This is a genomic window from Dyadobacter sp. BE31 (assembly GCF_031457695.1).
GTDB lineage: Bacteria > Bacteroidota > Bacteroidia > Cytophagales > Spirosomataceae > Dyadobacter.
In genome coordinates this window covers 37,328-49,587 of the sequence record NZ_JAVDXA010000001.1, presented here as the reverse complement: position 1 = coordinate 49,587, position 12,260 = coordinate 37,328, and the positions used below count along the sequence as shown (strand labels likewise).

Sequence of the window (12,260 nt, the reverse complement as noted above, 5' to 3'; positions counted from 1 at the left end):
TGACGGGTTAGCACATGCCATCGGGCGCCTGCGATTCGGCCAGTTCTTTGATTACTTCGAGCGCATTTGCCCAGCAAGCCGATACTTCGTTACAGAAATCGTCTTCCACAGTCACCTCCACACGCATTCTAACCGAGCCATCTTCGGGAGTCAGAAGATACTGTTCAAAAAACTCCCGGCTTTCCTTGGCGTCGTCACTTTCATAATCCTCCACACCGTTCGTGATCATGCCTACGTTCTGCATGCGTATTTTTTCAAAGGGCCGGGCTACCCTGATCCGGGTAATCAAACCGGTTTGAGCATCATCGACGAAAACTGCCTTGCTTCCTTCCTGCCAGTCGGTTTGCGCGATCTTCCGTCTACCCAAAGCGGCAAGCCAAACAACGTTGTACTGCGCTTCGGTAATGACCCGCCAAATTCTTTCGGCGGATGCGTTTATAGAAATCGACTTTTGAACGAGCTTGCGTGCCATGCGTGCAAAGGTTTTGGGTGGATGAGAAAAACCTTTGAGAAAAGAATGTGCCGGGGAGCATTAATTTGCTGAATAGGGAGAACCGTTAAAGATCCTTTCGGTTCGAGCCTCCGAATCTATATTGAGTGGTTTGATTTGCTAAGTAAATTTCAGTTAACTGTGTATGATCTTTCATCAGCCCGGAAAATAAATTTGTCCCGCTAATTGTCCCGTAAACGAAAAACGCCCCTGCTGTTACCAGCAGAGGCATTTTGCAGAGAGGAAGAGATTCGAACCGTCTCTCAACTTGCTTATAATGAGTTATTTGAAAAGCTGATTTTTGCCTGCTCCCGAATTGCTCACCTGATTTGTGATTGGCAATTGATTCCCCGAAGTTACAATTTTTCGTGCAAATTATAAATCGTTGTAAAGGTTATAAGTTCCGAAAGTGATCCAATAATAAGCTCCCCCCATGGTTCTGAGAATTCAAGATGGCACCCGATCTATTCATCCGGATACTTATTTTTTAGGAGAGCTTTTATTTCTTCCCGGAGATAGCTCACGACCGGCTCTCCGCTCTCTCGCACTTCAAGCCAAATGGGTGACTGGTTGTTTAACAGAAAAATGATGTCTTCAAATTCGGTACTCCAACGTTCATCATTTCTTCCGCGGCTTTCAAAAGCTTCGATCTTTGAGGCCAAAAAGTAGACAGGCCGAAAGTATGGGTTGCAGTACTTTCGTGAAGATTCACACTCATCCCGTTATGAACTCCTGCCGTTTACATCGGTTGGTAAAGCCCAGGATTGTCTCTGACGCTCGCATTACATCGACGGTCACGCCTTTAATTTTATATCCGCAAATCACTCCAGATTCTAGGTCATTTAAAAGCCCTTGCTGCGCAGCTGCTATTCTAGTGCGGCATAGTCGACGTGTCCTGTTAAGTCGATCAAAATATCGATATCATCTGTCGGACGAACCTCGTCAGTCATCCGGTCAGTGCAAAGCGATACCGTCGCACCGCCTACAAAAGAGCCGTTGGCAAATTCTCCCAGGGTATTATGGACTATTTTGATTCGGATCATATTGTCTTTGTGACTCATGCAGATATTTCCTAACATCTTCAATGCAAGTTGTATTTCGCTGCGTTTTCCAACGCGTAAGATGTCGATGCTGGCAAGATGCTTGCAGAGTTCTTTATCTTTAGTTGCCGCTATTACTGCCCTCTTACATCGTGGCGAGATGCTTTGACCCATTGACTCTTTTTGTTTTGTACCGACTTCCTATTCCACTCTGAACCAATGAAAAGTGCTTCGAACCGGGCGGCTGAAAAATAGTATTACAAAAGCAAACAAAAGTAGAGGATCGAGGTAATGGCAAAATCTAATTTTGGATTTGTTAGTTCATGCCAAACCTTCTAAGCCCAATGCTATGCAAAAGAAAATATTACTACATCTCTTTCACCGGAAGCCCTGTTTATTATTTTTATTGATTTGCTTTTGTGTACCTGCTGCTCTCTCTCAAACGGCAGTTCGGGTTTCGGGGAAAATTGTTGACGAAAATAACGAAGCACTGCCGGGCGTGAATATTCAGGTGAAAGGAACCACTACCGGCGCCAGCACAGATGTGGATGGAAATTATACCGTAAGCGCCGCCCCCGGATCTTCCCTGATATTCTCTTTTATAGGTTACCAGAGTCAGGAGATCCCGATAGGTAATAGCTCGGAGGTTAATGTGACATTGAAGGCAGACGTGGCGGTGTTGCAGGAAGTGCTGGTGACGGGATACGGGGTGCAGTCGCGCGAAACGTTGACAACGTCTATCTCGAAACTCGACACGAAGGTGCTTGAAAATGTTCCTTTTGCCAATGCGGCCTCGGCTTTACAGGGTACCGTGTCCGGCGTGCGGGTCCAAAGTACATCCGGACAGCCCGGCGCGGCTCCGCGCGTGATCGTACGGGGAGGGACCTCTATCAACAACCCCAATGGGGCCAGTCCGCTATACATCATCGACGGGGTGATCCGGACCGATATGAATGATATCAATTCGGATGATATCGCTTCCATGCAGGTATTAAAAGATGCGGCTTCCACCGCAATTTATGGGGCCAGGGGATCCAACGGGGTGGTAATCATCACCACCAAAACGGGCAGATCAGGGCAGACGAGGGTCAGCTATTCCTATGACCTGACTACCTCCAAGCCTGGTAAAATGTTCGAGCTGGCCAATGCACGGGATTATCTGACGATCAACAGGCTAGGTGTTTTTGGGGCTGCGAAGTTCGGAGATTATACTTCAAGGCTGACCTTGCCTATGGGTTACGGAACAGGGAATGACCTGACCAATAACACCGCATTTACAACCCAATACCTGACACCTGCGAACGAACATAAGTTGAAGGAAGGCTGGCAGAGCATGCCGGATCCAGCAGATCCCACCAAGACACTGATCTTCCAGGACACCGATTTCCAGGCATTGAATTACCAGACGGGCATTTCCCATAACCACAACCTGTCCGTTTCCGGCGGTACCGAAAAAGGATCATTTAATGCAGGGGTGGGGTATATGACTGCCGATGGGACCGTAATCACGACGAAATACGACCGCCTCAGCTTTAATCTGAACGGGGATATCCAGGTGAAGAAAAACCTCACTGTATTTTCAAAAGTGATTTTTTCAAGGTCTTCAACGAACACACCCTACGGTTCCACCGCGGTTACGTTCTATCGAAACGCCGGTCTGGCGCCGACGGCTAAATACAGGTTTGAGGACGGTACTTTGGCTCCCGGTACCAACAACGGTATCGGAAACCCGGAATACCAGATGAATACCAGGAAGGCCGAGAATTCAAATGAAAAGCTGACGGTGACGCTGGGTTCGCGCTGGAATATCCTGCCCGGTTTATCGTTTGAACCGCAAGTGTCACTTTATAATGTCAATGGAGATGGATATACGTTTCAGCCGGGATTCTGGAACGGGCCGCTTGCGTTTGTGGATGCACGTGCAGCCTCCGCAACCAGTTCCAGGTGGCGCCAAACCCAGGCGGATGGTGTTTTTGCATACACCAAGTCATTCAAGGACCATAACCTCGACGCAAGGGCAGGGATATCCTATTTCGGACGTACCAATTCCAGTCTGAGCGCCAGCGGAAGAGGGGCCTCGACCGACCTGATCCCGACCCTGAATGCTTCTGCGGAAGCAACGGCAGTCAGCAGTTCCATCAGCGACCAGCGTATCCTGGGGTATTTCGCGAGTGCCAATTACAATTATCAGACGAAATACCTGTTGACGTTGAATGTGCGCTACGATGGTGCGTCCAATTTGGGGGAGTCGCATAAGTGGGGCTTTTTCCCCGGAGTTTCCGTAGGCTGGAACATGCACAAGGAAGATTTTTGGGCCGGAATCTCCCGCGGCGTTTCTCAAATGAAACTGAGAGGTAGTTATGGTGAAAATGGAAATATCAGCGGATTAGGGGATTTTACCGCCCAAGGTGCCTACGGCGTGGGATCCAGATATGGAGGCGCTGCCGCAATCCAGAATACAGTCATTCCGAACAAGGATTTGAAATGGGAACAGTCTAAGACTTTCGATATAGGTGCAGACCTCGGTTTCCTGAACAACCGGCTTACCCTGATCGTGGACTATTACCGGCGCGTAACAAGCAACCTACTGACAAGCCTTCCTTTGCCGCAGTCTACGGGATTTGCCAGTGTGCTTACCAACCTGGGCACACTTGAAAACAAGGGTTTTGAGATTGAGCTCGGCGCACGCGTACTTCCCGCCAATTCTCCCTTTCAGTGGAGTGTGGCTTTCAATGCTTCCAAAACGAAGAATAAAGTATTGAAATTGCCCTATAACGGGGTGGAGAATAACCGTGTCGGCGGTGTGCTGATATGGGACGATGCGCGCCAGGATTATGCCTGGAAAGGGGGAATTCAGGAAGGCCAGAAGCTGGGGGAAATGTACGATAGAAAACAAGTGCGCATTTATCCCACCGATGAAGATGCGAAAAACGGTCCGATCGCTTCCTACATCGTAGGTGCGGATAAAACCCAGTACGGGGGGGACGTTGAATATTACGATGCGGACAAGAACGGCATAATCGATTCGCGGGACAAAAGGTATATGGGGAATGCCTATCCCCTGTGGACGGGAGGGTTGTCGAATACATTGAGCTATAAGAATTTCAATTTTTATGTGCGGCTTGACTATACCACCGGCCACACGATCTTCAACTGGGGCAGGATGTTCCTGGACGGAAATATGTATTCGGACGGCAACCTGACTCAGCGAATGGTAGAGCGCTCCTGGAAAAAGCAGGGTGATATTACTGATATGCCCAGATCGTATTGGGGCGGCGAGAGGGTTCAGCGTAACCTGTTCGACGGGGTCACCACCTCAGGCAACTCGATGTACAATGAATCCGGCGACTTTCTGGCCATTCGCGAGGTAACGCTGAGCTACTCCGTACCGTCGAAGATATTGAACAAGCTGAAACTGGCCAGTTTGAGATTCAACGTAACCGCCAACAATATTCACTACTTCACCAAATACCTCGGCCTGAACCCGGAAGAGGGCGGCGTCGACGATGGGCGTTATGCAATGCCTAAAAACATCATTTTCGGAGCCAATATTTCATTTTGATAATCAGGAAATTATGAAAAAACTGAGACTTATACTCTTTACCCTGCTTGTGTGTTTTTGCGGAGCTTCCTGTGATGTTCTGGACGTGGCACCTGTCAGCGTTATCACCACCAATTCTTTCTGGAAAACGCAGGAGGATGCGGAAGGGGCATTGAATGGTATGTATGTAAACCTCCGGAACGTTTCCGGCGCGATTTACACTCTGGGCGAACAGCGGAGCGAGGTTTTTGAAGGCGGCATATACGGTAGCGGACGGAACGATCTTTTTCTGAACGAGCTCAGCGGCGACCAGCCTCACCATCCCGATTGGAGCGGCTTTTATGCCACTATCAACTCTGCAAACCTGATCATTAAATATGTTCCAGGCATTACATTCAAGTCGGAGGCGGTGAAGAACAGCATACTGGCGCAGGCGTACAGTATGCGGGCATACACCTATTTCGTGATGACGCGGACCTGGGGGGACCTGATCATCCGGACGGAGCCAACCGAAACGTCCGGCGCGGAAGTAACGATCAAGGAGCGCGCACCCCAGGCAGAAGTGTTTGCGCTGATCAAAAGCGATATTGAGATGGCGCTCACTCTTTTTCCCGACAATAATTTTGCAGCCGGCCGCTCTAAATGGTCCCGCGCAGCGGTAAATACCCTGAAAGCGGATGTGCACTTATGGACAGGCAAAAGAATGAACGGCGGCGCGGCCGATTTCACGAAGGCACTGGCCGCAATCGCAGAAGTGGAAAAGGCGGATGTTTCGCTCCTGCCGAATTACGCAGACCTGTTCGAATATGCCAACAAGGGTAATAAGGAAACCATCATGACGATCCGATATCAGGATCTGGACGGTGCCTCGAATAACCAGTTTTGGCTCCACTGGATTATTGATAGCGCGATACCCGCAAATATCGATGCTGCTACCAAGGCATTAATCCAGCCGGTGGGCGGCGGCCAGGGGCTGCTTGTGGTCACTTCGCTTGTTCGTAACCAGTTTACCGAAGACGACACACGGAAAAAAGCCTCCTTCCACGAAATTTTCACCTATGATGCGGAGGGTAAACCAACCTTTTACACGACTCTGTCTATGAAAGGCCGAGGGTTGCTGACGGGCGGCACGAGACTCTTTCTGAGCGATATTGTGCTTTACCGCTACGCGGACGTCATATTGCTCAAAGCAGAGGCTAAAAATGCGCTGGACCAGGATCCTACCGAAGAAATTAACAAAGTGCGCCAGCGGGCTTATGGAGCAAATTACAGCAAACACGTTTTTGTAAAAGGGGCGAAACAGGCGAACGATGATGCGATTTTGAAAGAAAGGCTTTTCGAATTGCTATACGAAGGAAAAAGATGGTGGGACCTGGTACGCTTCGGCCAAGTGTTCGATTTGGTGCCGAATCTGAAGGCTCGAAAAGGACAGGACCATTTGCTATTGTTCCCGATCGCGAATACGGTATTGAGCCTTGAACCGAAAGTGAAGCAAAATCCGGGCTATAATTAGCCTTTGAGCATTGATTGCATTCATTTTAAATATAGTGAAAAATGGATTTTAGATTGATCAAAAGAAAATTTGAAGAAGACGGCTATGTCTTTCTGCCTGGATTCCTTTCAGAGGAGGAAGTGGCGGAAGTGAACCGCAGACTGGAAGATTTTATCGAAAATACGGTTCCCGGACTTCCTGTGAACGATGTATTTTACGAAGATAAAAACGATCCCGCCACGTTAAAGCAGATTATGCACGTGTCTGACCATGCGCCCTATTTCGCGCCAATGCTGAATGACAGTAAGTTCAGCCGGATCGCGGGGGAGCTGCTGGAAGACACCGTAGTGCCGAAGATTCTGGAGTATTTTAACAAACCCCCGAAAATCGGAAAGCCTACCCCTCCGCACCAGGACGGCTACTACTTCATGCTCAAACCCGCCAAGGCGGTGACGATGTGGATGGCCCTGGAAGACGTGGACGAGGCCAACGGTTGTGTGCGTTACGTACGGGGATCACATAAATTGGGAATGCGCCGGCACGGGAGAACACAGACCCTCGGCTTCTCGCAGGGAATCACGGATTTCGGCTTGCCGGAGGATCTTGAAAATGAGATCGCATTCCCCGCCAGACCGGGCGACCTGCTGATCCATGACTCGCTGACCATCCACCGCGCCGATGGTAATCAGACGGCCGATCGTACTCGGAAGGCGCTGGGGCTTATCTACTTCGGCGCGTCGGCGCAGGAAGACGTAGAGGCCAAGGCGGCCTATCAGGCACAATTGCGGCAGGAAATGCGCGAAAGAGGCGAGTTGGTTTCAGAGTGAATTGATCTCTATTCAGTTTTAAATTTATCAGGAATGATTAGAATAAAATGGTATTTACTGGTCTTGCTTTTGACAGCCACCAGCTTCGCATTTGCGGGTACAGGACTTCCGGCCGATTCGATCCGGGTCACCCGGGTTTGGGACAAAGAGCCGCACAACGCTTTTCCTGATCTGGTTCAGTTCAAGGATTATTTCTATATCACTTTCAGGGAAGGTGCGAACCACGTCGGGAATGAGAACAATGGAAAAGTAAGGATCGTGAGGTCGAAAAACAGGAAGGATTGGGAATCGGTGGCCTTGTTTGACATGGACGCCGAGGATGTGCGCGAAGCCAGGCTGTCTGTGCGGCCGGATGGCACCCTAATGGCCATCGTCGCCGCGGGTATCTTCAAAGATGGAAGGTATCTCACGCTGGCACCTTACGTTTCTATCTCAGATAAATCGGGAACCCATTTTTCAGAGCCCGAAAAAACGACTTTCAGCAAAGAAATTACGCCCGCGCTGGACTGGATCTGGCGGATTACCTGGCACAGCGGGGTAGGGTACGGGATCATGTACACGGCCGATTACAAGACCGTCGACGGAAAGCGGCTGCGCACGATGTCGGCCCGGCTGCTCAAAACCAAAGACGGTAAGTACTACGAAAATGTACCCGGGTTTGACCTGGACGGAAGTCCCAACGAATCGACGATCCGTTTTGATAAAAATGACAAAATGTATGTGCTGGTAAGGCGCGAAACCGGTGACCAGATGGGCGTACTGGCAGTAAGTGACTTTCCCTATAACCAATGGAAGTACAACAAGCTGACTGTCCGGCTCGGCGGACCGAATTTCCAGTTCCTGGGCAGCGACAGACTGATCATAGGCTCCCGGCTGCATGAAGGGAAAGAAGCTTCTACCGCATTGCACGTGACGGACCTGGAAGGTAAAATACTAAAAACCATGAAGTTGCCGAGCAACGGAGATAGCAGCTATCCGGGGCTGATTGTAGAAAAAAACCAGTTGTACGTAGCCTACTATTCCAGCCACGAAGGCAAAGCGATTATCTATCAGACCCAAATCCCTTTGAAAGACCTGCAAACCAGGCGCTAAGCGGTGCATGCATTCAATCGGTATTTACTTCTTTCTCAACAAACCCACTTCCCTATGTCAACAGTCGAGGCCGCACCATTAAAAGCTGAGTATACATTGCCTTCAGGGGCGTGGCGGATTGTTATTTTATTGTGTTTTGTAGGCTGTCTCAACTACCTCGACCGCACGATGATCAGCACTATGAGGACTTCGATCATCGAGGCAATGCCAATGTCCGATGCTCAGTTCGGGTTGCTGACTTCCGTGTTTTTGTGGGTATATGGTATTCTAAGCCCCTTTGCAGGCTACCTGGCCGACCATTTCAACCGGAGCCGGGTGATCATAGGCAGCTTGTTTGTTTGGTCCGCGGTGACCTGGCTCACCTCTTATGTAACAACCTTTGAGCAACTGGTGGCGACGCGCATTTTAATGGGTGTAAGTGAAGCCTGCTATCTTCCCGCAGCAGTAGCACTGATCGTCGATTATCACAAAACCGCCACGCGCTCCCTCGCATCAGGCATTCATATTGCCGGGGTAATGGTGGGACAAAGCCTGGGATTTGTCGGCGGTTGGATAGCGGAAGACCATGACTGGACAGCACCTTTCAGCGTATTCGGGCTGGTAGGGATCGGGTATTCCTTTGTATTACTCTGGCTACTGCGCGACGCGCCGGAAAGCGATCAAGCGGAGGAAAAAGCGGACGAGCCGAAAATCGAATTTTTTCAGGCACTCCGCAGTCTTTTTGGTCAGTGGTCGTTTATACTGCTCGTTGTTTTCTGGTCTTTGCTGGGGATTATCGGCTGGATGGTGATGGGATGGATGCCAACTTACTACAAAGAGCATTTCAACTTGTCGCAGGGCATGGCCGGGCTTTATGCCACGGGTTATCTTTATCCCGCTTCCATCGCCGGAGTAATCCTAGGCGGCTTTTTATCCGATCGGTTTGCAAAAGGGAGTGCCAATTCGAAATTCCTCATACCCGTGATCGGACTATGCATTGCGGCGCCGAGCATATTTATCGCTAGCAATACCTCGGTACTGCCGCTGGCGATCGTCATGTTTATGGTGTATGGGCTCACCCGTATGTTCAGCGACGCGAACCTGATGCCCATTCTATGCCTGACCGCCGACCCACGCTATCGTGCAACCGGTTACGGCGTGCTCAATTTTTTTGCCTGCGTGATCGGCGGGATTGGTTTGTATGCAGGCGGGGTTTTGCGTGACATGCAGGTTGACCTCGGCCAGATTTTCCAGTTTGCCGGTGTTTTGATGTTTGTTTGTGTAATGATCCTTTTGCTGATCAGAAAGCGGACAAATGCAGGCGCGGCCTCATAAGTAATTGTTTCAAAAGCATCTATTCCTAAATCCTTTTTAATATGAATACCAACAAATTCTCCCGTTTACTGCTCTTCGGATGTATGCTTGCTTCCGGTAGCCTGTCTGCACAGGAAGCCGCTAAACCCGCGTCCGGGCATACTCAGAAACCGATGCTCATTTCAAAAGGCGGGGATGCGGGTGATTACCAGGCCTTCCCCGATGCTTGCCGGCTCAAAAACGGGGATATTGTAGCGGTATTCTATGCAGGCGACGAACACGTGACAAAGCAAAGTGAAAGGTATCCGAAGGCTGGCCGCATTTGCCTGGTACGCTCCAAAGACGAGGGGAAAACCTGGTCGAAACCCGTTACGATTTACGATGACAACGACGATAACCGTGATCCGCATATTGCCCAACTGAGCAACGGTTCGCTGGTGGTGAGCTTCTTTTCCTTGCGTTATCCCAGTTTTGGGGCAAAGGAATATAAAACACTGGGAAGTCCGCAGCTGCTGTGGTCGCGGGATAACGGCAGGACCTGGGACAAGGAAGCAACCTTGCTGGAAACCGGTGACATAGACTGGCTTTCGTCAGCCCAGGTGCGCGAAATGCCCGATGGTACCACCATCCTGCCGGTATACCACCAGGAAGGCAGAGGCGGTTTGAAAGCCTGGGGCGGGGTAATGCTTTCACGCGATAAAGGCAAAACCTGGGGACCGGTGATTACAATCGGCGAAAAGGCTAACCTTCCCCTGGCGGCGGAAACCGATGTCATACTACTCAAAGACGGGACGCTCTATGCCGCATTGCGCGCACAGCAGGAAGTACCTATGCATTTTGCAAAAAGTAAGGATATGGGTAAAACGTGGTCGGATGTGGAAGACATTGGTTTTCGCGGACACTCGCCGTCGTTTACCCGCCTGAAAACGGGCGAAATACTGCTCACTACCCGGGCATTCACCGATGCGCCTTCCAAAAAAGGTTATACCGGCCTGCGGATCAGCCGAGATGAAGCTAAAACCTGGGAAGGGCCTTATATGGTCGATGAAACGCTGGGGGCTTATCCTTCCACGGTTGAGCTGAAAGACGGCTCGGTGCTGGTGGTTTATTATGAAGAAGGGCAAGGAAGCGGTATACGTGCCTACCGGTTCAGGGTTCCTGCAAAAGCGGCGCCATTTGCAGAACCCAGGCGGCTGGAAATGCTGACCGGCAAATGACACCTCTCCTTTTGCTTTTAACCTAACCCGCATTTATATGAAATTGAAAGAAATATCAGCGCTGTTACTGCTCTTTTCAGCAATAGAATATCAAGTCCCGGTCCGCGCGAACGCTTACCCCGGTCCCGGCGCGCAACTTACTTTTACCGACAGCATTCCAGGCGTACGTAAGGTAGAGGATGTGGTGATTTACCGGAATGAAAAATTTCACGCCGCATTTCCTTCCGTGATTAAAAAGAAGAACGGGGAGATCGTGCTCGCATTCCGCAGGGCACCCGACAGAAAGGTATTTGGCGAGAAAGGTACCAACCACGTGGACCCGAACAGCTACCTCGTGTCCGTGAAATCAAAGGATGGCAAGACCTGGACATCCGAGCCCGAACTGATCTATTCGCACCCGTTCGGCGGTTCACAAGATCCTTGCTTGTTGCAGTTAAAGGACGGGACTATCCTTTGTGCAAGCTACGGCTGGGCATTCCTCCGGCCCGACGGTATGGAGAATCTGAAAAAACCTTATCTTCTGGCAGGAGGGGCCGTATTCCTGGGAGGATATGTACTCCGCTCCACAGACGGCGGCAAATCCTGGCATGGACCATTGTACCCGCCGCATATTGAGCCGGAGATCAACTATACCGCCATGGGCGAAAAACTCCCGGCTTACAATAGGGGCGCAATGTATGAGGGGAAAAACGGGCGGATCTTCTGGGTAGTGGCAGCAACCGATCGGCAGTCGCCGAATAGGACCTCCAATCATTTATTGATCTCGGACGATAAGGGGCTAACCTGGAAATACTCGGCGCCGGTTGCCGTGGACGAAGAGGTTTCGTTCAACGAAGCTTCCGTTTACGAGACGCCGAAAGGGGATGTAGTGGCCTTTTTACGAACGGCCGGTTTAGGCGATCAGGCTTGCATTGCCCGGTCTGTCGATGGCGGAAAAACTTTTACCGCCTGGGAAAAAATGGGTTTTCAAGGTCATCCGATGCAAGCACTGCGGCTTCCGGATAACCGCGTATTGCTCTCTTATGGTTACCGCCACAAACCATTGGGCATACGGGCGCGTATATTAAATGCCGAATGCACAGACTTTGCCACCGCCCCCGAAATCGTGTTGCGTACCGACGGCGGCACTACCGACCTGGGGTATCCCTGGGCTGTCCAACTGGACAAAAACCGGGTGTTAGTCAGCTACTATTTCAACGTGCCCGGTGGGCCGCAACATATTGCAGGGAGTATTCTGGAAATCAGGTGAACGCTTTTTTGAACCGACT

9 protein-coding genes are annotated in these 12,260 nt (G+C 50.4%); 7 read left to right on the top strand and 2 right to left on the bottom strand.

The annotated features are described in order from the left end of the window. Positions 1-7: 7 nt before the first annotated feature. Together J2Y43_RS00240 and J2Y43_RS00235 are read right to left on the bottom strand one after the other, a co-directional pair. Complete coding sequence (locus J2Y43_RS00240; RefSeq protein ID WP_309981802.1) at positions 8-472, bottom strand: SRPBCC domain-containing protein; 465 nt, start codon at positions 470-472, stop codon at positions 8-10. 884 nt (positions 473-1,356) lie between these two features. After that, complete coding sequence (locus tag J2Y43_RS00235; RefSeq protein ID WP_309981803.1) at positions 1,357-1,704, bottom strand: hypothetical protein; 348 nt, start codon at positions 1,702-1,704, stop codon at positions 1,357-1,359. A gap of 175 nt (positions 1,705-1,879) precedes the next feature. Here J2Y43_RS00235 and J2Y43_RS00230 point away from each other — a divergent pair, with 175 nt between their 5' ends. Genes J2Y43_RS00230 through J2Y43_RS00200 form a run of 7 tightly spaced genes read left to right on the top strand, consistent with a single transcriptional unit; the run spans position 1,880 to position 12,241 of the window. Beyond that, the gene (locus tag J2Y43_RS00230) at positions 1,880-5,092 is read left to right on the top strand and encodes a TonB-dependent receptor (protein WP_309981804.1); all 3,213 of its coding nucleotides are present in this window, start codon (positions 1,880-1,882) and stop codon (positions 5,090-5,092) included. A 13-nt stretch (positions 5,093-5,105) separates the two neighbouring features. Further along, positions 5,106-6,584, top strand: a complete 1,479-nt coding sequence (locus J2Y43_RS00225; protein WP_309981805.1) for a RagB/SusD family nutrient uptake outer membrane protein — start codon at positions 5,106-5,108, stop codon at positions 6,582-6,584. A 41-nt stretch (positions 6,585-6,625) separates the two neighbouring features. Continuing rightward, positions 6,626-7,390: a phytanoyl-CoA dioxygenase family protein gene (locus J2Y43_RS00220; protein ID WP_309981806.1), complete on the top strand. Its 765-nt coding sequence runs from the start codon at positions 6,626-6,628 to the stop codon at positions 7,388-7,390. 33 nt (positions 7,391-7,423) lie between these two features. Further along, a complete protein-coding gene (locus J2Y43_RS00215) occupies positions 7,424-8,482 on the top strand; it encodes a hypothetical protein (protein ID WP_309981807.1) in 1,059 nt (352 codons plus the stop codon). A 54-nt stretch (positions 8,483-8,536) separates the two neighbouring features. Then, entirely contained in the window at positions 8,537-9,796 is a 1,260-nt protein-coding gene (locus J2Y43_RS00210; protein ID WP_309981808.1) for an MFS transporter, read from the top strand. A gap of 41 nt (positions 9,797-9,837) precedes the next feature. Further along, entirely contained in the window at positions 9,838-10,992 is a 1,155-nt protein-coding gene (locus J2Y43_RS00205; RefSeq protein ID WP_309981809.1) for a sialidase family protein, read from the top strand. Between the two features lie 37 nt (positions 10,993-11,029). Further along, a complete protein-coding gene (locus J2Y43_RS00200) occupies positions 11,030-12,241 on the top strand; it encodes a sialidase family protein (protein ID WP_309981810.1) in 1,212 nt (403 codons plus the stop codon). The last annotated feature ends 19 nt before the right edge of the window (positions 12,242-12,260 follow it).

What these genes read in the sequence shown, in the direction of transcription:
- J2Y43_RS00240 (WP_309981802.1), bottom strand. Translation starts at nt 472, where the DNA reads ATGGCACGCAAGCTCGTTCAAAAGTCGATTTCTATAAACGCATCCGCC.
- J2Y43_RS00235 (WP_309981803.1), bottom strand. Translation starts at nt 1,704, where the DNA reads ATGGGTCAAAGCATCTCGCCACGATGTAAGAGGGCAGTAATAGCGGCA.
- J2Y43_RS00230 (WP_309981804.1), top strand. Translation starts at nt 1,880, where the DNA reads ATGCAAAAGAAAATATTACTACATCTCTTTCACCGGAAGCCCTGTTTA.
- J2Y43_RS00225 (WP_309981805.1), top strand. Translation starts at nt 5,106, where the DNA reads ATGAAAAAACTGAGACTTATACTCTTTACCCTGCTTGTGTGTTTTTGC.
- J2Y43_RS00220 (WP_309981806.1), top strand. Translation starts at nt 6,626, where the DNA reads ATGGATTTTAGATTGATCAAAAGAAAATTTGAAGAAGACGGCTATGTC.
- J2Y43_RS00215 (WP_309981807.1), top strand. Translation starts at nt 7,424, where the DNA reads ATGATTAGAATAAAATGGTATTTACTGGTCTTGCTTTTGACAGCCACC.
- J2Y43_RS00210 (WP_309981808.1), top strand. Translation starts at nt 8,537, where the DNA reads ATGTCAACAGTCGAGGCCGCACCATTAAAAGCTGAGTATACATTGCCT.
- J2Y43_RS00205 (WP_309981809.1), top strand. Translation starts at nt 9,838, where the DNA reads ATGAATACCAACAAATTCTCCCGTTTACTGCTCTTCGGATGTATGCTT.
- J2Y43_RS00200 (WP_309981810.1), top strand. Translation starts at nt 11,030, where the DNA reads ATGAAATTGAAAGAAATATCAGCGCTGTTACTGCTCTTTTCAGCAATA.